The following is a 24015-nucleotide window of genomic DNA, read 5'->3' on the forward strand; positions in this document are numbered from 1 at the left end:
CGAGCCTCGTTCAACCAACGAGGCCTCCATGCTGAAAATACTCCTTCTTGCCACCGCGCTTTTCCTTGCCGTCGCGACATCCAGTCGTGCCGACGGGATCGGCGTCCGCGATCTGAGAATCGCCGGATCCTCTGAGTCTCGCGCGCTCTTCGCTGTCGTCTGGTATCCGACGCCCGATACCGGACCGATGGAAACCGTCGCGGAAAATCTGACCTTTCAGGGCATTGCGGCAATCCGTGGTGCCCGGGTGGGTGAGGGGATGCACCCGCTCGTCGTGCTGTCCCACGGCTATGGCGGAAGCTGGCGCAATCTGAGCTGGCTCGCCGGCGAACTCGCCGCGCAGGGCTACATCGTCGCCGCGCCCGACCACCCCGGCACCACGACCTTCGACCGGGATCCCGCAGAGGCGGCAAAGCTCTGGGAACGGCCGCGCGATCTCAGCCGCCTCATCGACGCGTTGCGGGCCGACAACGGCTTGGCCGCTCACATCGACGCGAAACGCATTGCCGTCGTCGGCCATTCGCTCGGCGGCTGGACGGCCGCGGCCCTCGCCGGCGCGCGTTTCGATACGCAGCGGTTTATCGCGGATTGCAAGATGAATGCGAGCCCGCGGGCCTGCAGTCTGACGACGGAACTCGGACTGGACGGCAGAGGCGATGGTCGTCGGCGACTTGAGGATGATCTCGGCGACCCGCGTATCGGCGCTTTCGTCTCGCTCGATCTTGGTCTGGCACGCGGCTTTTCTCCCGAAAGCCTCGCCGCGCTTCGCCTGCCCGCGCTGGTGATCGCGGCCGGCATCGATATCGGCGACATGCCGGCCGAACGGGAATCCGGTTATCTGGCAAAAGGGCTTCCGGCAAAGGGCAGTGTCTACACCGTCATCCCGGATGCCATGCATTTCAGCTTCCTGCAGATCTGCAAGCCGGGCGCGGCCGAGAGGATCGAGGCGGAAACGCCCGGAGACGGCATCGTCTGCAAGGACGGCGGCACCCGGGGACGGGCGGCGATCCACCGCGAGGTCACCGATCGCATCATCACCTTCCTGGGCGTCAGTTTTCGATAGGGGATCGGCGATAGTCGCTCGGGTTTTGGCCGGTAGCCCTCAGGAATTCCCGGTTAAAGTTCGACTTGGTCTGGAAACCGGCCTCAAACATGATGGTGGTGACCGGCAAATCGGTCTCCGTCAGCAGGCGCTTGGCCTCCTCGATGCGGTAGCCGTTGACGAGTTGCGAGACGTTGCGGCTTTCCAAACGATTGACGGCGCCTGAAATATGTCGCGCCGGAAGACCTGCGCGTCGCGCGATCCGGTTCAAGGTGAGGTCCGGGTCGCGGAAGAGTTTACGCTCCCGCATCAAGCGGTCGATCGCTGCCAGAATCCGACCGTCGTCTTCCCTCGGTACACGCAGCGGCTCGGGGGCCGTTTCCTCTCCGGAATCGACCGGCAGGCTCCGTCCGACGGTCGCGACGGCGTAGGCAAGGGCGGGCAGGAGAAGAAGGTTGCCCGCAGCCACGATCCGGGCCGCATGATTGCCGCTGTAGAAGCCGAAATCGACGGCGATGAGGAGATCGACGAACGCCGAGACGATGAGCACGCCGCCCGCCATGCCGGCCGCCTTGCGGGCTCGGTTCGCATCGCTCAGCCGCACCGCGGCAAAACCGTCCGGTCCGGCCCCGGCGAGGCGCAGCAGGGCGACCCCGTAGCCGATATAGAGAAGCGCGAGCAGCAGATCGATCGGGGAACGCCAGACCTGCCAGCCGGCGGACGCAAAAAGGACGAGGGCGACGGGCAGCCCGTGCAGCCAGCGGGCCTTGCTGCGCGCCGCCCGACCTGCCGTGAAGCAGAACCAGGCGATGGGCGGCAGCGCTGCGGCAACGACGGGTTGGAGGAACCGTGCAAACGGCGCGTCGAAGGACCACCGGACACCGACTGCCAACGCAACGACGACGCAGGCAGCAACGAAGCCGATGGCGGGCCGAAGCGCGGTTTCATGCAGCAGCACCAGCTTCACGAGAAGAATGGCAAGCAGGAGTGCGATGATGAAGGGGAGTGGGATTGCCGGCATCGTTCCTGCACAGCAAATGTGGGGCCGCTTTGCAAGGCCCTCGTCGGCCGGTTCAAGCGGCGGTCAGCGCAGGCGCAGGCGCACCGGGTGGCGGCGTTCGCTGACGCCGACATGGAGATGGATCCCGGCGGCCGGCTGGCCCGAACGCCAGGCTCTGGCACCATGGGCGAGCAGCATGCCGACGAGATCCTTCGTCCTGTTGCGCGAACGGCCGAGCCCGATATCCGCGATCCGCATCGCTGCCTCGTGCAGCGGGTGGAGCGTACCCTTCAGCGAGCGGCGTTTTTCCGCGCCGGCTGCGGGGGGGACATCGAACAGGTTCTCGTTCATCGCCATAATCTGCCTCGTACGCATTACCCAATCGAGGATGGCAGAGCCGCTTTCGCGGCATTCCGCCTGCCTTGCTCCGCAGTCCCGGGACGCACTACCTGTCCGGTGACGTTGCGGGGGCAAGGCGGTAGTAGAGGGGCGCGCCGAACCGCTGGCGGCCCCGGTCGTCTTTACTGCTGGCTGGCCCAGCAGGCGAAACCCTTGCGCTTCAGCGCCTTGCAAGCCGCAGCAGCGCCGTTCTGGTTGTCGAAGCCGCCGAAGCGGGCGCGATAAAGCTGCTGGCTACCGCTGTTGACGGCGACGGTGAAGGGCTGCGCGCTGGAAAGCGCCTTGCCACCCTGGTTCTTCGCCTTCGAAAGCAGGTCCTGCGCCTGGCCCTTGTCGGGCGTTGCGCCGATCTGGATGACCCAGCCCGAGGGCGCGGCATCGGAAGCGACGGCGGCAACCGTGGAGGAGGTGGTGAGTTCGTCGAGCGAACCGCCGGTATCGCCCTGTTCCGTCAGGTCGGCCGGCGGCACGGCTGCATCGCGCTGGATCTTCAGCGTTGCGGCCAGCGCGCGTTTGCCGACGACTTCCGAGGTCGACGTCGCGGCATAGGCCGTCTCGATTCGGGCTTCGTTGTAGCGGTAGGTCGGTACCGGGCCGTTTTCCGGCAGGTCGAGGCCGGCGGACACCGACGCGGTCGATGCGGTGGTGGCCTTGCTGGCGACTTCGGCGGTCAGCGTCGGCGCATCCTTCGTTTCGGCGATCAGGTCGCCGCCGCCGCGGCGCGAGGCCTTCGGCATGTAGGTAGCGATGAGCTTGCGCATCTGCTGGTCGCGGGCAGCGCCGGATCGGCCGCCGATGACCACGCCGACGACGCTGCGTCCGTCTGCAACGGCCGAGGTAACGAGATTATAACCGGACGCGCGGGTATAGCCGGTCTTGATGCCATCGACGCCGCGCACGGTGCCAAGCAGCCGGTTGTGGCCGCGAATGGTCTGCTTGCCGAAGCGGAAGCTGCCCACCGAGAAATAGTCGTAATACTGCGGGAAATGCTGGCGCAGCGCGATGCCGAGGCGGGCCTGGTCGCGGGCGGTGGTTACCTGCGCCGTGTTGGGAAGGCCGTTGGCGTTGCGATAGACGGTACGCGTCATGCCGAGCGCCCGGGCCTTCTGCGTCATCATGCGGGCGAAGCGCTCTTCGGAGCCGCCGAGGAATTCGGCCAGCGCCGTGGAGGCGTCGTTCGCCGAGCGGGTGATGAGGCCGAGCATCGCCTGCTCGACGGTGATCGAATTGCCGACGCCGACGCCAAGTTTGGTCGGCGGCTCGCTTGCAGCGTTCTTCGAGAAGGGGACGCGGGTGTTGAGGCGGATCTTTCCGGCCTCCAGCGCCTCGAAGGTGAGGTACAGCGTCATCATCTTGGTGAGCGATGCGGGATAACGCAGCGCATCGGCATCCTCGCTGTAGAGCACCTTGCCCGTCTTGGCGTCGATGACAATGCCGGAATATTTCGGATTGGCTTCGGCCGGGGTAGCGACAGCGACGGTGGCGACCATTCCGATCATCACCAAACCTTTCGCCGCAGTGGCAATTGCCTGGCAGGAGCGGGGGAGGAAATCGAGGAATACGGAACGGGACACTACGTTACTCTTCATTCTCGGATTGCACATGTTGCCCGGGCGTGACCTCCCGGATCGACCATTTCTGGCACAGTAGCGGGATAGCGTTACCAATCGGTTTATGATGAATCATTGGTTTCTGAGATTGGTGCGGTTTTATCGGCCAAGGCCGGTGGAGGAGGATGGGCGGCCGTTGCGGATGAGCGACCGGCCGAGATAGTCCCGAATGCGGGCTTCCATGGCCTGCCACTGCGGCAAAAGTCTGCTCGAAAAACGGTAAAGCACGGAAAGATCCTGGCCGATGTGGATATCGCGCTGGCAATCGGCGCTGGTCGACTGTGCTTCGTCGGCCGGCATCATGCAGCGCACCGCATAGTCGGAGCCGTCGGGCAGGCGGCCCGTGAAGAACACCTCGTCGCCATAACCGGAATTTTCCTTCAGGCGCCGCAGGACGAGGCCGGCGGGGCCCGGCTCGAACGTGTCGCCGAAGAGGTGGCTGTAGATCGGCCCCATTCGGCCGGACATGTCCTTCGACATGGTGCTCTGCGAAAGATTGAGGAAGACCAGGCCTTCATGGCGGTTGGCATCGTTGAACCGGCCGCGGTCCGCGTTGGAATAACCCCGCATTTCCGGCCAGGTGAGGTAGAGATCGACGCGTTCGGTGCGACCCGTCTGGCGCTGCTCCTCGAAGCGGATCGTGTTGGCGGGGAGGCGGATATGGTCCTGACCGATCACGACGTCGACAGGCTCGGCATTCTCGGTGTGACCGGCCAGCGCGATACGCTCGCCGAGAACGCGCCCGGCAACGCTGATCGCCACCGTCAGACCCGCCAGCACGGCAACGCCGATCGTCAGTCGCGTCAGAAGACGATGGGAGATGAGGGGGGCGTGTTCGTCATTGCCGGTCGCTGCCGCTGTCATCTCTTCCGCTTTCGATGATCCGGCCGGAATCGGCTACCTGCGCCATCTCGACCCTATGCGGAGCCTCTGCGAACAGGGTTAATTTTTGGTTGAGATCGGGCGCTGGCAACCGATCCGCCCTGTACCGCTTCGGGGCCGAGGGCTGCAAGATTTCCCGACTTGTTGCTGACGCATTCTGCTCCTAGATTCCTGGTCGCACCCGACAGCAATCAATGCCGGCTGGATGCGGAACAGGGGAGGCAGCCATGGACGTGCTTCGAGACCCCACGCATATCGGCATATTCGAGCCGCAGGACCTCGTCGTCCTGCAAGGCGTCTTCACCCGATTGGCGGCGGCAAACACCCCGAGCCTCGACGAAGCCCGCGCAAGGTCACTCGCCCGGTCGATCATCACGCTTTATAGACATGGCGTGCGCGACCCCGAGCAACTCTTCGACGCGCTGCAGGTTCAGGCCTCGTGAAACTGACGATGATGGATGGGCGGCCCATTTAACCAAGCATAAACCATGAATCATGGAAGCTTGCTGCGGGGTTCCCATCCATTCGCAATTTCGCCATCTTATTGGCATGATTAACGGACTGTTATTTACTGAGTGGCATTGACGGCCGACTTGCAGGGGCAAGGCAGTTGGCTGGCGCACCGTCGGGGACAATAGCGGCGTGGGACATAAAAAATCGACGATCAAGACGACCCGGTTCGGCACGAGCTTGCGGTTGTTGACTATTCCGCTGATCTGCGCGGGCCTTGCAGCCTGTGCGACGACCACGCCCGCACCCAAGAAAAAGGTGCGCAGCAAGGAATATTTCTCCGAGTCGGAATATGGCGTGAAGGCGAGCCCGCGCGTCGTTGAGGAAGGGCAGGCCGTGCCGAAGGGCGGTGGCCGCTACCAGGTCGGCAAAGCCTATCAGGTTCGCGGCAAGTGGTATCAGCCGAAGGAAGAGCCGGGCTACAACAAGACCGGCCTTGCCTCCTGGTATGGTTCCGCCTTCCACGGCCGCAAGACGGCGAACGGCGAGGTCTACGACAAGTATCATCTCTCCGCCGCGCATCCGACCTTCCCGCTGCCGAGCTATGCGCGTGTCACGAACATGGAAAACGGCACGTCCGTCGTCGTGCGCGTCAACGATCGCGGTCCGTACCATGCCGGCCGGGTGATTGACGTCTCTTCCAAGACGGCAGACCTCCTCGACATGAAGCGCACCGGCACGGCCAAGGTGCGGGTGCAGTATGTCGGCAAGGCCCCGCTCGACGGCAATGACATGCCCTATCTCATGGCCTCGTACGTCACCAAGGGGTCACGTGTTCCTGCGGTCGATCCGGGTGGGCAGATCGCCACGGGCGTCATGGTGGCCTCGGCAGACAACCGAATGCTGCCGAGCGACGGCCAGGGCGAGGGCGTGCTGAGGGTTCCGGCCGAAAGCACGATGACGGCGCTCGCCAAGACGACACCGACCTCCGACGCCTTCCAGGTGATGGAACAATTCGTCATGCTGCCGGAGATCGGTCCGATGCCGATCGAGCGGCCGAACTTCGTGCCGCAGCTTTCGGCCGAGCCGAGCTATGCCGCAGCTTATGCGGACGAGCGCGTACGCGATGCCGCCGGCGCCTTCGATGCCATCCTGACGATCGACGGCAGGCTGACGCCGCTCTCGGCGCTTGCCGACAACGCGGGCTGATCGTCCGCGTTCCCAAAGCCGTTTGCGCATCGCGGGCGGCTGTGGGAGTGTGACGACATCCGGAGTCGCCATGCATCGCCGCCTTTTCGCCGTCCTCATTTTCCTGCTCTCCGTTACGAGCCCAGCGTTTGCCCAGTCGGCTGCGCCGCAGGCCGGTTTCGACGTCAAGGCCAGGCAGGTCTACCTCATCGAGGCGGAGACCGGCACGGTGCTGTTTGCGCGCGCAGAGGATGACGCAGTGCCGGCCGCCTCGCTTGCCAAGCTGATGACCATGGCAAGCGTCTTCAAGGCACTTTCGGCCGGCGAGGCGACGCTCGACACGACCTATCCGGTTACCGAATACGCCTGGCGCACCGGCGGTGCACCGTCGCGCACCTCCACGATGTTCGCGGCGCTGAAATCCGCCCCGCGCGTCGAGGACCTCGTCCGTGGCGTCACCGTGCAATTCGCCAACGACGCCTGCATCATCCTCGCCGAGGGGCTTGCCGGTTCGGAAACGGCCTTTGCCGAACGGATGACGGCAGAGGCGAGGGCGCTCGGGCTTGTAAAATCAAACTTTGCCAACGCCACCGGCCTGCCGAACCCTGGCAACAAAGTGACGATGCGCGAGATGGTGATACTCGCCCGACATCTGCAAACCACCTACCCGCAGCACATGCGCTACTATCTCGAACCGGAGTTCGAGTGGAACAAGATAAAGCAGCGCAACCGCAATCCGCTGTTGGCGCTCAACATCGGCGTGACGGGCTTCGTCACCGGCTTTTCGGAGGAGGGCGGCTATTCCGTCGTCGCCGCCGTGAACCGCGACGGCAAACATCTCGTGCTTGCGATGGGCGGGATGGAGAACGACAAGGCGCGCATCGAAGAATCCCGTCGTATCATCGAATGGGCGCTGTCCTCCTTCGAACGGCGCACGCTCTTCAAGGAAGGCGAGCCCATCGCGGATGCCAGCGTCTATGGCGGCGATGCCTCGACCGTGCCGCTCGTCGCCGGCGAGCAGGTGGACGTCTTTCTGCCGAAGGACAATTCGCAGCGGCTCGTCGCGCGCGTCGTCTACACCTGGCCGGTGCGCGCGCCGGTGACGCCGGGGCAGGCGGTCGGTACGCTGAAAATCTGGAACGACAAGCAGCTCTTGCGCGAGGTTTCGGTAAAGACGGCGGGCACCGTCGGCGTCGGCACGTTGCGGGCGCGGGCGCTCGATGCGCTGATCGAACTGTTCTTCTTCTGGATTTGACATCTTCTGGACGTGACAGGTCCCAACGGGGCGAAAAGCGTTTCGCCGGCCGGAAACATGGGGTAGTAGTGTCCCGAGTCATGCCGGCCGTGCCGGATATCGCGCAGAAAGACGGAAACAGGATTTGTCGGCCGCACCGGGTTTGTTTGTCACGTTCGAGGGCGGCGAGGGCGCCGGAAAGTCGACGCAGATCCGGCTTCTGGCCGAAGCCCTGCGCGCACGCGGCCTCACCGTGCTGATGACGCGTGAGCCGGGCGGCTCCAGGGGCGCGGAGGCGGTGCGTCACGTTCTCCTGTCGGGTGCCGCCGAGCCTTATGGCATCCGCATGGAGGCCGTGCTTTTTGCCGCCGCGCGCAGCGACCATGTCGAAGAGGTCATCCGCCCGGCGCTTGCCACCGGCACGGTCGTGCTGTGCGATCGTTTCATGGATTCCTCCCGCGTCTATCAGGGCATTACCGGCAATCTCGAACAGCCGTTCGTCGAAGCGCTGGAGCGCGTCGCGATCAACGGGGTCGTGCCCGACTGCACGATCATCTTCGACCTGCCTGCCGCCATCGGCCTCGAGCGTGCCCGCAAGCGCGGCGCCGGCGGGAGCGAGGTGCCCGACCGCTTCGAGAAGGAAGAGCTGGAAACCCACGAAAAGCGCCGCGAGGCCTTTCTCGACATCGCAGAGCGCGAACCGCTGCGCTGCCGCGTGGTGGATGCGACAAAGGCCCAGGACGTGATCGCGGCCGAGGTGCTTGCCCTCGTCGAACCGCTTTTGCCCATCAGCGCCCGCGGCAACCAGGACCCGGAGCACATCTCGTGAGCGAGGATCGGCCCGGCATTCTCGACGGCGCAGTGTATCCCGCCGAGCAGACGAAACTCTTCGGCCACACCGAGGCGGCGACGTTTCTCGCGCGCTCTTACCGCTCCGGCAAAGGGCACCATGCGATCCTGATCGAGGGCCCCGAGGGTATCGGCAAGGCGACGCTCGCCTTCCGTTTCGCCAACCATGTCCTTCACCATCCGGAGCCCGCAGACGCGCCGGAAACGATCGCCGATCCGTCGCCCGCATCGCCGATCACCCGGCAGCTCGCTGCCGGCGCGTCGCACAATCTCCTGCATCTCAGCCGCCCGGTCGATGAGAAGACCGGCAAGGTGAAGGCCTTCATCACGGTCGACGAGGTGCGCAAGGCCGGCAAATTCCTCGCGCAGACATCGGGCACGGGCAACTGGCGCATCGTCATCATCGACCCCGCCGACGATCTCAACCGCAACGCCGCCAACGCCATCCTGAAAATCCTTGAGGAGCCGCCAAAACGCTCGCTCTTCCTGGTGCTGACCCACGCCCCCGGAAAACTCCTGCCGACCATCCGCTCACGCTGCCTGCCGCTATCGCTTTCGCCGCTGTCGCAGGACGATCTGGCCGCTGCCCTCGACAGTCTCGCTGCATCGCCATCCGGCCCACGGGCAGGGGAGGTGTTGTCCGCCGCCCATGGCAGCGTTTCCGAAGCGCTCAAACTCACCAACTACGGCGGCTTCGATATCGTGGAGGCCTTCCGCACCATCGTGGAGGCTCCGGCCGAGCCGCCGCGCCGCGACGTGCACAAGCTCGCCGACGTGCTTTCCGCGAAGGACAGCGACACGGTCTTTTCGTTCTTCTGTCAGCATGTCACCGATTTCGTGACGGACGCCGCCCGCAGCGCCGCGCTCTCCGGCGACCTCTCCCGCGCCGACCGCCTTGCCCATCTCTCCTCGCAGCTCGGCGAACGCATCACCGTCGCGGGGGCCTACAATCTCGATCGCAAGCAGACGATCATCACCGTGCTCGACGACATCCGGGCCTCTCTCTAGTTTCACGCCATAGTTATGGCCCGGTTTCATGCGGTCTTGGATGAGCGTTTGGAATCGGAATGGTCATGCCGGCACTTTTGCTTCTCTGCCTTCTCTTCGGGGCGTTTTTTCATGCCGCCGACGCCTTTTCGGCCGAAATTCCGGGTGGCATGCCCTTTCCGGTCCAGACGGCGATTGTTCAGGAAAACGGCGATCCGATCATCGGGGCCGTCCTGTGTGCGTTCGATACCGATTGCACGCTCCTTGCAGAAGACGCTCAAGGGTTTCGGCTTTCGCTTAAAGTGCCCTACGGCCGCCATTGCTTCCCGAAGCGACTTTCGCTGCGCTGCGTGTCCGGCGATTGCTCGTTTTTGAACGGCAGTTCGTCCGTGGCGTTTGGTGAAGAACGGGAATTCCCGTTCTTTGAGGGAAGTTTTGGGCGAGAACTGGTCTATCGGCAGCGAACCAAACTGGGCAGCGTTCTCCTGATCGCGCCGGATTTCATCAACCGCTGCCGCATGCCATCATCGATGTTGCGGCGAAGCTGACGTCTTTTGGAGCACGGCAGCGCAACAACGGAAACTTGCTGTTTCCCTTGCCGTCCGCATGGTCTAATACCTTGCGGCATTGCACAACCGAAGACAGAACGCACGCTCATGACCGACACGTCCCGTTTCTACATCACGACCGCCATTTCCTATCCGAACGGCAAGCCGCATATCGGCCATGCCTACGAGCTGATCGCGACGGACGCCATGGCGCGTTACCAGCGGCTCGATGGGCGCGACGTGTTCTTCCTGACCGGCACGGACGAGCACGGCCAGAAGATGCAGCAGACGGCGCGCAAGGAGGGCATTACGCCGCGTGAACTCGCTGACCGGAATTCGAAAGAATTCAAGGATATGGCCGTTCTTCTGAATGCGTCCAACGACGACTTCATCCGCACGACGGAAGAGCGCCACTACGAGGCCTGCGCCGAGATCTGGCGCCGCATGGCCGCCAATGGCGACATCTACAAGGGCGGTTATGCCGGCTGGTATTCCGTGCGTGACGAAGCCTATTACCAGGAAAACGAGACGGAGAAGCGCGACGACGGCGTGCGCTACGGGCCGCAGGGCACGCCCGTCGAATGGGTGGAGGAGGAGAGCTACTTCTTCCGCCTGTCCGACTATCAGGAAAAGCTCCTGAAGCACTACGAGGACAATCCGGATTTCATCGGCCCCGCCGAGCGCCGCAACGAGGTGATCTCCTTCGTCAAGTCGGGCCTCAAGGACCTTTCGGTCTCGCGCACCACCTTCGACTGGGGCATTCCGGTTCCGGGCGATCCTGCCCATGTCATGTATGTCTGGGTCGACGCGTTGACCAACTACATCACCGCGACCGGCTACATGACCGATCCCGAGGGCCCGCGCGCCAAATACTGGCCGGCGAACATCCATATCATCGGCAAGGACATCATCCGCTTCCACGCCGTCTACTGGCCTGCGTTCCTGATGTCGGCGGGCCTGCCGCTGCCCGAGCGCGTCTTCGCCCACGGCTTCCTGCTCAACAAGGGCGAGAAGATGTCGAAGTCGCTCGGCAACGTGGTCGATCCGGTCAACCTCGTCAACCATTTCGGCCTCGACCCGATCCGCTACTTCTTCCTGCGCGAAGTCTCCTTCGGCCAGGACGGCAGCTACAGCGAAGAGGGCATCGCGACCCGCATCAACTCGGACCTCGCCAACGGCATCGGCAACCTTGCCAGCCGCTCGCTGTCGATGATCGTCAAGAACTGCGACGGCAAGGTGCCGGAATGCGGTGCGCTCTCGGACGCCGACCGCGCCATGCTCGCCTCGGTCGATGCACTGCATGCGATCACCCGCGAGGAGATGGGCAAGCAGCAGATCCACAAGGCGCTGGCGGCGATCATCGCCGTCGTCTCGGAGGCCGACCGCTATTTTGCCGGTGAAGCGCCGTGGGCACTGAAGAAGACCGATCCGGTTCGCATGGGCACCGTGCTCTATGTGACGGCGGAAGTCGTGCGCCAGATCGCGATCCTCTTGCAGCCCTTCATGCCGAAATCCAGCCGCAAGCTGCTCGATCTCGTTGCCGCACCCGTCGAAAAGCGCGATTTCGCGGCGCTTGGCGAAGCCGGCCGTCTTGTCAGCGGCACGCCGCTGGACGCGCCGACCCCGGTCTTCCCGCGTTATGTCGCGCCCGAGGCGTAAATGCTGATCGATACGCATTGCCATCTGGATTTCCCCGATTTCGAGGCGGAGCGCGACGACATCGTCGCGCGCGCCCACGCGGCCGGGGTAAAGCAGATGATCACCATCTCGACACGGGTGAAGAAGTTTCCGACGATTTTGGCGATCGCCGAAAAATACCCGTCGGTGTTCTGCTCGGTCGGCACCCACCCGCACAATGCGGACGAGGAGCTGGATGTTCCGGTTTCCGAGCTGGTTGAACTGTCAAAACATCCACGCGTCGTGGCGATCGGCGAGGCGGGCCTCGACTATTTTTACGACAATGCACCGCGCGAGGCGCAGGCTATCGGCCTCCGAAACCACATCGCCGCCGCGCGGGAGACCGGGCTACCGCTGGTCATCCACAGCCGCGCGGCGGATGAGGACATGGCAGCGATTCTGACCGAGGAAACGGGGAAGGGGGCCTTTCCCTTCCTGCTGCACTGCTTCTCGTCTGGGCCGGAGCTTGCCCGCATCGGCGTGGAGCTGGGCGGTTACGTCTCGTTCTCCGGCATCCTCACTTTCCCGAAATCGGAAGAGCTGCGCGAGATCGCCAAAACCGTGCCGCTGGAACGCATGCTGGTCGAGACCGACGCGCCCTACCTTGCGCCAAAACCTTACCGCGGAAAACGCAACGAACCGGCCTATGTGGCGCACACCGCCGCCGTGCTGGCGGAAACCGTCGGCGCCAGCGCAGACGAGATCGCCCGCATCACCACCGAAAACGCCTTCCGCATTTTTTCCAAGATGCCGCGGGTGTAACCGTGGCCTTTGCGCGGCGCTTCACCATTCTCGGCTGCGGCTCGTCGCCCGGCGTGCCGCGCATCACCGGTGACTGGGGCGCCTGCGATCCCGCCAACCCGAAGAACCGCCGTACCCGCGCCGCCTTCCTCGTCGAGCAGATCGGCCCGGAGGGCACGACGACCGTGGTCATCGATACAGGGCCGGATTTCCGCGCGCAGATGATCGCCGCGCGCGTCGAAACCATCGATGCGGTGCTCTATACCCACGCCCATGCCGACCATATCCACGGCATCGATGACATCAGGGGGTTTGTGCTGCAGAACCACAGGCAGGTGCCGATCTGGGCCGATCCGGTGACGATGGAGCGCATCCGCGAAGGCTTCGGCTATTGCCTTAAGACCCCGCCGGGCAGCATGTATCCGCCGATCGTGACGGAGAACCTGATCGAGCCGATGGACAGGCCCGTGACGATCGACGGGCGAGGGGGCGCCATTACCTTCCAGCCCCTGCTCCAGGTGCACGGCTCCATCCATTCGCTCGGCTTCCGCATCGGTGATGTCGCCTATTGCAGCGACATCAGCGACTTCCCGGGCGAAACCGTCCCGCGCCTCAAAGACCTAGACATGCTGATCGTCGATGCGCTGCAATACCGCTTCCACTCCAGCCATCTGTCGCTCAGCCAGGCCTTGGAGTGGATTGAACGGCTGAAGCCGGCGCGCGCCATCCTGACCCATATGCATGTGCCGCTCGACTACGACACGGTACAAAAAGAAACGCCGGATCATGTCGAACCGGCGTATGATGGTCTCAGCTTCGAGATCGTGCTTGCGGACGATCAGGCGAAATAGGGCTTCAGGTTCTCGCGGATGCGCTCCAGCACCGTCGCGCCCGAAAGATCGGGCACAAAAGTCTTGCCGGTGATCTGCTCGAAAGCTTGAATATAGACCTTCGAGGTCTGCTCGACGAGCTCGCGCGGGATTTCGGGGATCGGGTCCTTGTAGGGATCGCAGCGCTCGGTGACCCAGGCGCGCACGAAATCCTTGTCGAAGCTTGCCGGACGCCCGCCCGTCGCAAAACTCTGCTCGTAGCTGTCGGCGATCCAGTACCGGCTCGAATCCGGCGTGTGGATTTCGTCGGCAAGCACGATGCGGCCGTCCTTGTCCGTGCCGAATTCATACTTGGTGTCGACGAGGATCAGCCCGCGTTCGGCCGCACGGGCCTGACCGCGCGCAAACAGTGCCAGCGCATAGCGCGACACGGTTTCCCATTGTTCTGCCGTCAGCAGGCCCTGGGCGAGGATTTCGTCGCCGGACAACGGTTCGTCATGGCCGCCGTCGAACGCCTTGCTGGTCGGCGTGATGATCGGCTCGGGCAGCTTTTCGTTGTCCCTCAGGCCATCCGGCAGCGTGATGCCGTACATCTGGCGCTCGCCCTTGCGGTATTTTGTCAGGATCGAGGTGCTGGTCGTGCCGGCGAGATAACCGCGCACGACGATCTCGACGGGCAGGATATCGAGCCGCGTGCCGATGACGACATTCGGGTCCGGATAGGAAATGACATGGTTCGGGCAGATATCGGCGGTTTCCTCGAACCAGTAGCGCGCCGTCTGCGTCAGCACCTGGCCCTTGAAGGGAATGGCCGTAAGGATCACATCGAAGGCACTGAGCCGGTCCGTCGCGATGATGATACGGCTGCCGTCCGGCAGGTCGTAGTTCTCGCGGACTTTCCCGTTGTAGCGGTTCGGCAGTTCCGGGATATGGGCGTCGGAGAGAATGCGCAACTCACTCATCGGGACAGGCTTTCGCTGTTGGTTTCGTCTGCCGTTTCGCTTAAGGCCACGGGTGGTGAAGGGTCAAGGCGCAAACCGGACTTTTGGAGGGTTCGGCGGTTTTACAGACAAGAGTAAGTTCCATAATCTATATTATGTGATTTAATTATTTGGCCGGGTACCTTCGCTTTCCAAGCGAAACACTCCAATCATTTCAATAGCTTCGCTCTTTGAGGCCTTGCTTGTCTCGGTTCTGCCTGCTGCTCTCCTTACAGAGCATCGCCGCTTTGTGGACACGATATCGACGGCCTGGATCAAATCGTCGTAAACTGCTGCGAATCTCGGCCAGCGGCTTTCGACGCGGCGCCAACATCCATATTTAGATCACCGTTTCTTCCGGCCCGCCACACGATCCCATGTCCGATATCCCTCTGCTTGAAACCGACCGTCTCGTCTTGCGCGGCTTCCGTCCGGAAGACCTTGATGCCATGACCGCGATGTGGGCCATGCCCGAAGTCGTGCGCTATATCGGTGGCGTGCCGTTGTCCCGTGAACAGTCCTGGGGCCGCCTGCTGCGCCATATCGGCATGTGGCGCATCATGGGCTTCGGCTTCTGGGCGATCATCGAAAAGGCATCGGGCCGGCTTGTCGGCGAAGCCGGGTTCCATGAAATGCGCCGCGAGATGATGCCCAGTATCGAAGACACGCTGGAAGCCGGCTGGGGCCTGCTCCCGGGCTCTCACGGCCGCGGCTATGCCAGCGAGGCGCTGGAGGCAATGCTGCCCTGGGCGGAAGCAAACCATGGCGGCATGCCGGTCACCTGCATCATCGATCCTGCAAACACGGCGTCGATCCGGCTTGCCGGACGGCACGGGTTCCGCGAGTTTTCCCGATCGACCTATCAGGGAACCGAGATTATTCTCTTTCGGAAGGCCCCCGGCATTTTGAGCGGACTACAAACAAAGGATTCTAAACAATAATACTTATAATATAAAGCACTGTTTTTAAAGGGAAATATTTAAAAAACAAACACAACTGATCGCGTAGCGGTTCTTTTCTGGTGTCCGTGCTATTCTGCTTTCATCCGAAAAGGAGTGTGCGCCATGAAAATGCTTGCCGCCGTGTTCCTTTGCGTTTCGCTTTCCCTACCCTCCGCCACATGGGCGGGGGAACCCGTCGATACGGTGCAGGGCATCATACAGAGCCAGATAGCCGCCTTCCTGGACGACGATGCGAAGGCCGCCTATTCCTTCGCCTCACCGACCATCCGTGGAAAATTTCCGACCGAAGATGCCTTCTTCGACATGGTGAAGAAGGGCTATGCGCCGGTCTACCGGCCGGGCAATTTCGCCTTCGGCCGCTCGAAGGTCACCGACGGCGTGGTGGTGCAGGAGGTGCTGATTTCAGGGCCTGATGGCAAGGACTGGACGGCGCTCTACCAGGTCGTGAAGCAGCCGGATGGCAGCTACAAGATCAACGGCGTGCACATCGTGCGCACCGCGCCGGGGCCTGAAATCTGAGCAATTCCAGCAGAGGCGTGAAACGCGAGCCTCAGAGAGGGGCGAGATCGCCCCTCGCCCAGGTCTCCTGCGTCTCCGCCATGAAGTCGGCAAAACGCCCCTCCTCGATCGCCTTGCGGATGCCGGCCATCAGGTCCTGATAGTAGGACAGGTTGTTCCAGGTGAGCAGCATGCCGCCGAGGGATTCGTTGGCGCGGATGAGGTGGTGCAGATAGGCGCGCGAATAGTCACGCGCCGCCGGGCACGTCGATTCCTCGTCAAGCGGGCGCATATCCTCGGCATGACGGGCATTGCGCAGGTTGATGCGGCCGCGGCGGGTGAAGGCAAGGCCGTGCCGGCCGGAACGGGTCGGCATCACGCAGTCGAACATGTCGATGCCACGGGCGACGGATTTCAGCATGTCGTCGGGCGTACCGACACCCATCAGGTAGCGTGGTTTTTCGAAAGGCATATGCGGGATGGTGGTGTCGATCATGTCGAGCATGACCTCCTGTGGCTCGCCGACAGCGAGCCCGCCGATGGCGTAACCCTTGAGGTTCAGCTCGGCGAGCGCCTGCGCGGAGCGGACGCGCAGGTGCGGAATGTCGCCGCCCTGCACGATGCCGAACATCGCCTTGCCCGGCTGGTCCCCGAAGGCCACCTTGCAGCGCTCGGCCCAGCGCAGGGACATTTCCATCGCGCGTTCGATTTCCTTCGGCGAGGCCGGCAGGGCCACGCATTCATCGAGCTGCATCTGGATATCGCTGTCAAGCAGGCCCTGGATCTCGATCGATCGCTCCGGCGACATGTGGTGCAAGGCGCCGTCGACATGGCTCTTGAAGGTGACACCCTGTTCGTCGAGCTTGCGCAGGCCGGAGAGCGACATGACCTGGAAACCGCCGGAGTCGGTGAGGATCGGGTGCGGCCAGCGGATGAGCTCGTGCAGACCGCCGAGGCGTGCGACGCGTTCCGGACCGGGACGCAGCATCAGATGATAGGTGTTGCCGAGGATGATGTCGGCGCCAAGCTCGCGCACCTGGTCGAGATACATCGCCTTGACGGTGCCCACCGTGCCGACGGGCATGAAGGCCGGCGTGCGGATGACGCCGCGCGGCATGGAGACCTCGCCGCGGCGCGCCTTGCCGTCGGTCGCGAGAAGCTTGAACTGGAAGGTTTCGGTCATCGGTGGTCCCGGAAAAGCAGGCTGGAGTCGCCGTAGGAATAGAAGCGGTAGCCGGTGGCGATCGCGTGGGCATAGGCGCCGCGCATCGTTTCAAGGCCTGAAAAGGCGGAAACGAGCATGAAGAGCGTCGATTTCGGCAGGTGGAAGTTGGTCATCAGCATGTCGGCCGTGCGGAAACGGTAGCCGGGCGTGATGAAGATGCCCGTCGCGCCGGACCAGGGCCGGATCGTGCCGTCTTCGTCAGCAGCGCTTTCGAGAAGGCGCAGCGAGGTCGTTCCGACGGAAATGATGCGCCCGCCCCTCGCCCTCACGGCGTTGAGCGCCGCAGCGGTTTCCCCGGAGACATAGCCGACCTCCTCGTGCATGACATGGTCGGTCGTGTCGTCGGCCTTCACCGGCAGGAAGGTGCCGGCGCCGACATGCAATGTCACGAAATGCCTTTCAACGCCGAGCGCGTCGAGTTTTTCGAAGAGAGCGTCGGTGAAGTGCAGACCCGCCGTGGGTGCCGCGACGGCGCCCTCCTCACGGGCATAGATCGTCTGGTAGTCGCGGCGGTCCGCCTCGTCCTCCTCGCGCTTGGAGGCGATGTAGGGCGGTAGCGGGATATGGCCGACGGTTGCGATGGCGCGGTCGAGATCGGGGCCGGAGAGGTCGAAATGCAGGGTAACTTCGCCGCCCTCGCCCTTCTGCTCCACGGTTGCCGAAAGGTCTTCCGCTGCGCCGAAGGTGATGCGGTCGCCGCGCTTGATGCGCTTGCCGGGCCTGGCGAACGCCTTCCAGCGGTCGCCGGCGATGCGCATATGCAGCGTCGCGGAAACCTTCTGGCCGCCGGCGCCGTCGCGGTGGCGAATGCCTTCGAGCTGGGCGGGGATGACGCGGGTGTCGTTGAAGACCAGCGCATCGCCGGGACGCAGCAGCGACGGCAGATCACCGACAGTCCGGTCCTGATAGGGCGCATCCCTGTCGGGCTCGACGACGAGCAGCCGTGCCGCTTCGCGCGGGCTCACCGGGCGCAGGGCGATGTTTTCTTCCGGAAGATCGAAATCGAAGAGGTCGACGCGCATGGGGGGCTCAGTAAAAACGGATCATCAGCGCACCGGCGACGAGCAGAATTGCCCCCGCGATGCGGCCGAGGGACACTTCGCGCACGGCCATGCCGAGAAAGCCGACACGGTCGAGCAGGATGCCGGCGAGAAGCTGACCGGACACGGCGAAAGCCATGACGGCCGCAGCACCGATGCGCGGCGTCAGGAAGATGGCGGTCGTGACATAGATCGTGCCGATTGCGCCGCCGGCAAAATAGAGCCAGGTGTCCGGGCCGCGCCAGTCCGGCGCCCTGCCCTCGAAGGCGGTTGCGGCGAGAACGACGCACGCGAGGACGAGTGTGCCCGCGAAGAACGAGATGAAGGCGGCCGCTGCCGGCATGCCGAGACCGCGGCCGAGCAACGCGTTGATGGGGGCCTGGATGGCGATGCACGCGCCCGCCGCAATGCCGAGCAGCGCCCAGAGGAAAGCAGCCATATCGACGTCATCTCTTGAAAAGCGCACAAAGAAAAACCGCGCCCGCCGGGGCGAGCGCGGTCGAAAACGAAAGGTTCTCTATCAGGCCGCTACGTCTGCGGCAACCTTCATCGAGACGATGGTGTCGGGATCGCGCACCGGCTCGCCGCGCTTGATCTTGTCGATATTTTCCATGCCTTCGATGACCTGACCCCAGACGGAGTACTGCTTGTTCAGCCAGGGAGCGTCGGTGAAGCAGATGAAGAACTGCGAGTTGGCCGAGTTCGGCATCTGGCTGCGCGCCATGGAGCAGGTGCCGCGCACATGGCTCATGTTGGAGAACTCGGCCTTCAGGTCTGGCTTTTCCGAACCGCCCATGCCGGCGCGGGCCGGGTTGAAGTCCTTGCCGCCGGTCTTGCCATACTGCACGTCGCCCGTCTGGGCCATGAAGTCCTCGATGACGCGGTGGAAGACGACGCCGTCATAAGCGCCTTCGCGCGTCAGTTCCTTGACGCGCGCGACGTGACCCGGTGCGAGATCCGGAAGCAGCTGGATGACCACCTTGCCCTTCGTGGTCTCCATGATGATGGTGTTTTCCGGATCCTTGATCTCGGCCATGGTCTTTCTCCTTCAAAGGCAGTTGCGCAAAAGGTGTGTCGCCGTTTTGCGATTACAACAGGCGGCACACCAAAAAGTGAATTACTTGCCGACGGTGACCTTGATCATCCGGTCGGGATCGGTGACCGAGCCATTGTTGGCCTCGTCGCCGCGCTTGATCTTGTCGACGTTCTCCATGCCGGAAACGACCTTGCCGACGACCGTGTACTGGCCGTTCAGGAAGTCGCCCGGAGCGAACATGATGAAGAACTGCGAATTGGCCGAGTTCGGGTCCTGCGAACGGGCCATGCCGACCGTGCCGCGCTCGAAGGGCACGTCGGAGAATTCCTGCGGCAGATCCGGCTGGCTGGAGCCACCCGTGCCGGCCGCATCCGGCTGGAAACCAGCCGACATATCGCCGTACTGGACGTCGCCGGTCTGCGCCATGAAGCCCTCGATCACGCGGTGGAAAGCGACATTGTCATATTCGCCGGCTGTCGCCAGCGCCTTGATGCGCTCGACATGCTTGGGTGCGACCTTGTCGTTCAGTTCGACGACGACGGGTCCGTCCTTCAATTGGATCGTGATGAATTCGGCCGCCTGGGCAACGACGGCGCTCGTGGTGGTCGCAAGGAACAGGGCTCCTGCAAAGGCGAAACGGAGGATGTTCATGATAGCTCCCTAAGGGGTTCAGGATGATGGGCTCAGCCCTTCTTGCGGGCTTTCAACGCCGCAAAGACGGGCGCCGGGACGAAGGCGCTGACATCGCCGCCCATGGCCGCGATCTGGCGGACCAATGTGGCGGTAATGGGCCGCGAGGCGACGCCCGCCGGCAGGAAGACGGTCTGCACATCCGGCGCCATCTGGCGGTTCATGCCGGCCATCTGCATTTCATAGTCGAGATCCGTACCGTCGCGCAGCCCGCGGATCAGCATGAGTGCGCCATGCTGGCGCGCGGCATCGACGACCAGGTTGGAGAAGGAGACGACGCTGACATCCCCTGCCCGCGCCGGCAGTGCCTCGGCAATGGACGTGCGGATGAGATCCGCGCGTTCCTCGAAGGAGAAGAGCGGTGTCTTGCCGGGATGGATGCCGATCGCGACGATGACCCTGGGCGCCACGTTCAGCGCCTGCACCAGAACGTCGATATGGCCATTGGTGATCGGATCGAAAGAGCCAGGATAGAAGGCGACTGTCATCGGCGGGGTCCCGTTTGCCGCCTTTTGTCATGGACGGCCCCTTTCCGCAAGGGCGCGGCCTGTCGCAGCCCGCGCTGTCCCCTGCCAAGAACATGAACGTGGCATGAATGGGCCGTTCAAGAGCATTTCAGGCATGCCATGTCTAAATAGAAACATCAAAGCTGGGAACAAAGGTCGCCGTCGCGCATTCTCCCGGCAGAATACAGTGAAACAAGTAATGCGTTTCCTTAGGCTTGAAGGAACACGACAATGGCTCTGGCTCTACTCTGCATGACCATGTTTATCGCCCTTACCGCCGCAACCATCCATGCGTTGCGGGAAGAGGATCGCCCGGCAGCGCCGAAAATCGCCGCCCGTGGCAAATGGCTGCGCTGAGCGGGACTTTACCATGGCCGCGCTCACCATCCTCTTCACGATCTTCATCAGCACCGTTTTCACCATCGACTTCGCGCGCACGATTCTTGAACTGAAACGCGACCGCGCAGCCCTGAAGGCGGCCAAGCTGAAAACCCAAGCAGGTGGCTTTGGCGTCTGAGAGCGCCCCCTGCGGCACGGCGCCCCGGCGCAAGACCTGCCGCAGTCCGTATGCCACCGTCAGAGCGGGTAGCCTTCCCTCCGGGCTGCCCGCACACTTGAAAAGCCGGACGGTCGTTCCCTGCCCGTCCGGCTTTTTCGTTTCATGAAAAGGGCCTTTCCGGTGAACACCGGAAAGGCCCTTTCTTGTTTCGATCGGAACGGCTGGGCTGCTTTCGCCCGGCCTATTCCTCGCTGACCGGGGTCGCATCATCCCCGGCATCGACATCGCCTTCAATGCCCGTACCATCGGCATCGTCCTCGCCTTCCGGCTCGCTGATGCGCTCGACCGAGACGACCTTCTCGTCCTTGGCGGTCGAGAAGATGGTGACGCCCTTCGTCGCGCGACTTGCGATGCGGATGCCGTCGACCGGCACGCGGATCAGCTGGCCGCCATCGGAGACGAGCATGAGCTGGTCCTTCTCCTCGACCGGGAAGGCGGCGACGAGTTCGCCGATCTCGCTGGTCTTCGACGTATCGGTGGCGCGGATGCCCTTGCCGCCGCGGCCCGAGGTGCGGAAATCGTAGGAAGACGACCGCTTGCCGAAACCCTTCTGCGACACGGTGAGGACGAACTGCTCGCGGGACCGGAGTTCCTGGTAGCGCTCCTCCGTGAGGTCGCCGATTTCACCGACCTCCTCGCCGACCAATGCGATATCCTCCTCGTCGACACCGCTGGCGCGGCGTTCGGCGGCGGAGCGCTTCAGGTAGGCCGCCCGCTCCCACGGCTCGGCATCGACATGGCTGACGATCGTCATCGAGATGATGCGGTCGCCGCCGCCGAGCGAGATGCCGCGCACGCCGACCGAGTTGCGGCCGGCGAAGACGCGCACGTCATCGACCGGGAAGCGGATGCACTGGCCGAGCGCCGTCGTCATCAGCACGTCGTCATGCTCCGTGCAGGTCTCGACATTGAGGATCTCGTCGCCCTCTTCTTCGAGCTTCATCGCGATCTTGCCGTTGCGGTTGACCTGGACGAAGTCGCTGAGCTTGTTGCGACGCACCGTGCCGCGGGTGGTTGCGAACATGACGTCGAGGTTTTCCCACGTCGTCTCGTCCTCGGGCAGCGGCATGATGGTGGTAATGCGCTCGCCGGGCGTGAGCGGCAGCATGTTGATCAGCGCCTTACCCTTGGACTGCGGCGTACCGATCGGCAGACGCCAGACCTTCTCCTTGTAGACGATGCCACGCGAGGAGAAGAAGAGTACGGGCGTGTGCGTGTTGGCGACGAAGAGGCGGGTCGCGAAATCCTCGTCCTTCATGGCCATGCCGGAGCGGCCCTTGCCGCCGCGGCGCTGCGCGCGATAGGTGGCGAGCGGTACACGCTTGACATAGCCGGCATGCGACACGGTCACGACCATGTCCTCGCGGGCGATGAGGTCCTCGTCGTCCATATCAGGACCGCCCTCGGCGATCTCGGTGCGGCGCGGCGTGCCGAACTCGTCGCGCACGGCGATGAGCTCATCCTTGACGATGTTCATCATGCGCAGACGCGAGGAGAGGATATCGAGATAATCCTTGATCTCCTCGCCGATCTTGTTGAGCTCCTCGTCGATCTCGTCGCGGCCGAGAGCCGTCAGGCGGGCGAGACGCAGCTCGAGGATGGCGCGGGCCTGCTCTTCCGAGAGATTGTAGGTGAGGTCCTCGTTGATGCGATGGCGCGGGTCGTCGATGAGCTTGATCAGCACGTCGACGTCTTTCGCCGGCCAGCGGCGCTCCATCAGCTGTTCGCGAGCCGTCTGCGGGTCCGGCGCGCGGCGGATCAGGCTGATCACCTCATCGATATTGGCGACGGCAATGGCGAGACCGACCAAGACATGGGCGCGGTCGCGTGCCTTGCGCAGCAGGTACTTTGTGCGGCGGCTGACGACTTCTTCGCGGAAGGCGACAAAGGCGCGCAGCATGTCGAGCAGCGTCATCTGCTCCGGCTTGCCGCCGTTCAGCGCCACCATGTTGCAGCCGAAGGAGGTCTGCAGCGGCGTGTAGCGATAGAGCTGATTGAGGATGACCTCGGCATTGGCATCGCGCTTCAGCTCGATGACGACGCGGTAGCCCTGGCGGTCGGATTCGTCGCGAAGGTCGGAGATGCCCTCGATGCGCTTGTCGCGCACCAGCTCGGCCATCTTCTCGATCATCGACGCCTTGTTCACCTGGAAGGGAACTTCCGTAACGATGATCTGCTCACGGTCGCCGCGCATCGGCTCGATATGGGCCCGCCCGCGCATGATGACGGAGCCGCGGCCGGTCTCATAGGCCTGACGGATACCGGCACGGCCGAGAATCAGCGCGCCGGTCGGAAAGTCCGGGCCGGGAATGTGCTGCATCAGGTCGAGCAGCTCGATCGCCGGATTGTCGATCAGCGCGACGCAGCCGTTGATGACTTCGGCAAGATTGTGCGGCGGAATGTTCGTCGCCATGCCGACGGCGATGCCGCCGGCGCCGTTGACCAGCAGGTTCGGAAATTTTGCGGGAACGACGACCGGCTCGCTCATCGTGCCGTCGTAGTTGTCGCGGAAGTTGACCGTTTCCTTGTCGAGATCGTCGAGCAGCGAATGGGCGGCCTTTTCCAGGCGGCATTCCGTGTAGCGCTGGGCGGCCGGCGGGTCGCCGTCGATCGAACCGAAATTGCCCTGGCCGTCGATCAGGGGCAGTCGCAGCGACCAGTCCTGCGCCATGCGCGCCAAGGCATCGTAGATCGCAGCGTCGCCGTGCGGATGGTATTTACCCATCACGTCACCGGTCACGCGCGCCGACTTCACGTATTTCTTGTTCCAGTCGACGCCCATCTCGCTCATCGAGTAGAGAATGCGCCGGTGAACGGGCTTGAGGCCGTCGCGCACATCGGGCAAGGCGCGGGAAACGATCACGCTCATGGCGTAGTCGAGATAGGACCGCTGCATTTCCTCGATGATGGAAATAGGCTCAATGCCGGGAGGGTTCTTGCCGCCGGGTGTCGATTGGTCTGTCAATTTCGGTCACGATCGTTGTTCAGAATCAGAAGAGAATTTTATAGCCTACCGGCGCTGGGAGCGCCAATTTCGCCAGGGGTTTTGAACAGGCTTTTGCAAGTAAAATCCGCCAATTTG

General features: G+C 63.4%; 26 protein-coding genes. 14 read left to right on the forward strand and 12 right to left on the reverse strand.

Features of this window, described 5'->3' with window-relative positions; translation table 11 throughout:
• Positions 1-28: 28 nt before the first annotated feature.
• Positions 29-1063 carry an alpha/beta hydrolase family protein gene (locus AKG11_RS11565; protein WP_088016517.1) on the forward strand — a complete coding sequence of 345 codons (1035 nt, stop codon included), beginning with the start codon at positions 29-31 and terminating at the stop codon, positions 1061-1063.
• On the opposite strand, the gene AKG11_RS11570 is transcribed toward AKG11_RS11565, so the two are convergent.
• The 4 genes from AKG11_RS11570 to AKG11_RS11585 form a co-directional block, all read right to left on the reverse strand.
• On the reverse strand, positions 1050-2063 hold the full coding sequence (locus AKG11_RS11570; protein WP_050743980.1) for a helix-turn-helix domain-containing protein: 1014 nt from the start codon (positions 2061-2063) through the stop codon (positions 1050-1052). The two genes, AKG11_RS11565 and AKG11_RS11570, sit on opposite strands and share 14 nt — an antisense overlap.
• Before the next feature lie 63 nt (positions 2064-2126).
• A complete protein-coding gene (locus tag AKG11_RS11575) occupies positions 2127-2399 on the reverse strand; it encodes a hypothetical protein (RefSeq protein WP_023512288.1) in 273 nt (90 codons plus the stop codon).
• A gap of 164 nt (positions 2400-2563) precedes the next feature.
• On the reverse strand, positions 2564-4030 hold the full coding sequence (locus AKG11_RS11580) for a D-alanyl-D-alanine carboxypeptidase (RefSeq protein WP_081870679.1): 1467 nt from the start codon (positions 4028-4030) through the stop codon (positions 2564-2566).
• 120 nt (positions 4031-4150) lie between these two features.
• Positions 4151-4915 carry a hypothetical protein gene (locus AKG11_RS11585; RefSeq protein ID WP_050743981.1) on the reverse strand — a complete coding sequence of 255 codons (765 nt, stop codon included), beginning with the start codon at positions 4913-4915 and terminating at the stop codon, positions 4151-4153.
• 245 nt (positions 4916-5160) lie between these two features.
• On the opposite strand from AKG11_RS11585, the gene AKG11_RS11590 reads away from it, so the two are divergent.
• From AKG11_RS11590 to AKG11_RS11630, 9 genes are all read left to right on the forward strand, one after another.
• A complete protein-coding gene (locus tag AKG11_RS11590; RefSeq protein ID WP_050743982.1) occupies positions 5161-5376 on the forward strand; it encodes a hypothetical protein in 216 nt (71 codons plus the stop codon).
• 199 nt (positions 5377-5575) lie between these two features.
• Positions 5576-6592 carry a septal ring lytic transglycosylase RlpA family protein gene (locus AKG11_RS11595; RefSeq protein WP_023513635.1) on the forward strand — a complete coding sequence of 339 codons (1017 nt, stop codon included), beginning with the start codon at positions 5576-5578 and terminating at the stop codon, positions 6590-6592.
• Between the two features lie 70 nt (positions 6593-6662).
• A complete protein-coding gene (locus AKG11_RS11600; RefSeq protein ID WP_050743983.1) occupies positions 6663-7826 on the forward strand; it encodes a D-alanyl-D-alanine carboxypeptidase family protein in 1164 nt (387 codons plus the stop codon).
• Positions 7827-7950: 124 nt separating this feature from the next.
• Positions 7951-8634 (forward strand): dTMP kinase, encoded by a 684-nt coding sequence (gene tmk, locus AKG11_RS11605; protein WP_050743984.1) that lies wholly within the window; start codon positions 7951-7953, stop codon positions 8632-8634.
• Positions 8631-9662 carry a DNA polymerase III subunit delta' gene (locus tag AKG11_RS11610; RefSeq protein ID WP_050743985.1) on the forward strand — a complete coding sequence of 344 codons (1032 nt, stop codon included), beginning with the start codon at positions 8631-8633 and terminating at the stop codon, positions 9660-9662. The genes tmk and AKG11_RS11610 overlap by 4 nt, the downstream gene beginning before the upstream one ends.
• A gap of 65 nt (positions 9663-9727) precedes the next feature.
• Positions 9728-10189 carry a hypothetical protein gene (locus tag AKG11_RS11615; protein WP_156334090.1) on the forward strand — a complete coding sequence of 154 codons (462 nt, stop codon included), beginning with the start codon at positions 9728-9730 and terminating at the stop codon, positions 10187-10189.
• Between the two features lie 108 nt (positions 10190-10297).
• On the forward strand, positions 10298-11848 hold the full coding sequence (gene metG, locus AKG11_RS11620) for a methionine--tRNA ligase (RefSeq protein WP_023513640.1): 1551 nt from the start codon (positions 10298-10300) through the stop codon (positions 11846-11848).
• Positions 11849-12628 (forward strand): TatD family hydrolase, encoded by a 780-nt coding sequence (locus AKG11_RS11625; protein WP_050743987.1) that lies wholly within the window; start codon positions 11849-11851, stop codon positions 12626-12628.
• 2 nt (positions 12629-12630) lie between these two features.
• On the forward strand, positions 12631-13458 hold the full coding sequence (locus tag AKG11_RS11630; RefSeq protein WP_050743988.1) for an MBL fold metallo-hydrolase: 828 nt from the start codon (positions 12631-12633) through the stop codon (positions 13456-13458).
• Here the strand turns inward: AKG11_RS11630 and AKG11_RS11635 are convergent.
• Positions 13446-14390 carry a phosphoribosylaminoimidazolesuccinocarboxamide synthase gene (locus AKG11_RS11635; protein WP_081870686.1) on the reverse strand — a complete coding sequence of 315 codons (945 nt, stop codon included), beginning with the start codon at positions 14388-14390 and terminating at the stop codon, positions 13446-13448. The two genes, AKG11_RS11630 and AKG11_RS11635, sit on opposite strands and share 13 nt — an antisense overlap.
• Before the next feature lie 404 nt (positions 14391-14794).
• Between AKG11_RS11635 and AKG11_RS11640 the strand changes: the two genes are divergently transcribed.
• Together AKG11_RS11640 and AKG11_RS11645 are read left to right on the forward strand one after the other, a co-directional pair.
• Entirely contained in the window at positions 14795-15358 is a 564-nt protein-coding gene (locus tag AKG11_RS11640) for a GNAT family N-acetyltransferase (RefSeq protein ID WP_024271057.1), read from the forward strand.
• A 123-nt stretch (positions 15359-15481) separates the two neighbouring features.
• The gene (locus AKG11_RS11645; protein ID WP_023515789.1) at positions 15482-15898 is read left to right on the forward strand and encodes a DUF4864 domain-containing protein; all 417 of its coding nucleotides are present in this window, start codon (positions 15482-15484) and stop codon (positions 15896-15898) included.
• A gap of 31 nt (positions 15899-15929) precedes the next feature.
• Here the strand turns inward: AKG11_RS11645 and tgt are convergent, their stop codons facing one another.
• From tgt to coaD, 6 genes are all read right to left on the reverse strand, one after another.
• Positions 15930-17060 carry a tRNA guanosine(34) transglycosylase Tgt gene (tgt, locus tag AKG11_RS11650; RefSeq protein ID WP_023515788.1) on the reverse strand — a complete coding sequence of 377 codons (1131 nt, stop codon included), beginning with the start codon at positions 17058-17060 and terminating at the stop codon, positions 15930-15932.
• Positions 17057-18124, reverse strand: a complete 1068-nt coding sequence (queA, locus tag AKG11_RS11655) for a tRNA preQ1(34) S-adenosylmethionine ribosyltransferase-isomerase QueA (RefSeq protein ID WP_023515787.1) — start codon at positions 18122-18124, stop codon at positions 17057-17059. Before queA ends, tgt begins: the two co-directional genes overlap by 4 nt.
• Positions 18125-18131: 7 nt before the next feature.
• Positions 18132-18581: a DMT family transporter gene (locus tag AKG11_RS11660; RefSeq protein ID WP_023515786.1), complete on the reverse strand. Its 450-nt coding sequence runs from the start codon at positions 18579-18581 to the stop codon at positions 18132-18134.
• An 81-nt stretch (positions 18582-18662) separates the two neighbouring features.
• Positions 18663-19178 (reverse strand): peptidylprolyl isomerase, encoded by a 516-nt coding sequence (locus tag AKG11_RS11665; RefSeq protein WP_023515785.1) that lies wholly within the window; start codon positions 19176-19178, stop codon positions 18663-18665.
• An 81-nt stretch (positions 19179-19259) separates the two neighbouring features.
• Positions 19260-19829 carry a peptidylprolyl isomerase gene (locus tag AKG11_RS11670; RefSeq protein WP_023515784.1) on the reverse strand — a complete coding sequence of 190 codons (570 nt, stop codon included), beginning with the start codon at positions 19827-19829 and terminating at the stop codon, positions 19260-19262.
• 32 nt (positions 19830-19861) lie between these two features.
• On the reverse strand, positions 19862-20356 hold the full coding sequence (gene coaD, locus AKG11_RS11675; protein WP_050743989.1) for a pantetheine-phosphate adenylyltransferase: 495 nt from the start codon (positions 20354-20356) through the stop codon (positions 19862-19864).
• A gap of 249 nt (positions 20357-20605) precedes the next feature.
• Between coaD and AKG11_RS35710 the strand changes: the two genes are divergently transcribed.
• Together AKG11_RS35710 and AKG11_RS34550 are read left to right on the forward strand one after the other, a co-directional pair.
• Positions 20606-20731, forward strand: coding sequence for a hypothetical protein (locus tag AKG11_RS35710; RefSeq protein ID WP_023517300.1), 126 nt, complete (start codon positions 20606-20608; stop codon positions 20729-20731).
• 13 nt (positions 20732-20744) lie between these two features.
• Positions 20745-20891, forward strand: a complete 147-nt coding sequence (locus AKG11_RS34550) for a hypothetical protein (RefSeq protein ID WP_023517299.1) — start codon at positions 20745-20747, stop codon at positions 20889-20891.
• Between the two features lie 223 nt (positions 20892-21114).
• Here the strand turns inward: AKG11_RS34550 and gyrA are convergent, their stop codons facing one another.
• Entirely contained in the window at positions 21115-23898 is a 2784-nt protein-coding gene (gyrA, locus tag AKG11_RS11680; RefSeq protein WP_037408375.1) for a DNA gyrase subunit A, read from the reverse strand.
• Between the last annotated feature and the right edge of the window lie 117 nt (positions 23899-24015).

This window comes from Shinella sp. SUS2 (genome assembly GCF_001262505.1).
GTDB lineage: Bacteria > Pseudomonadota > Alphaproteobacteria > Rhizobiales > Rhizobiaceae > Shinella.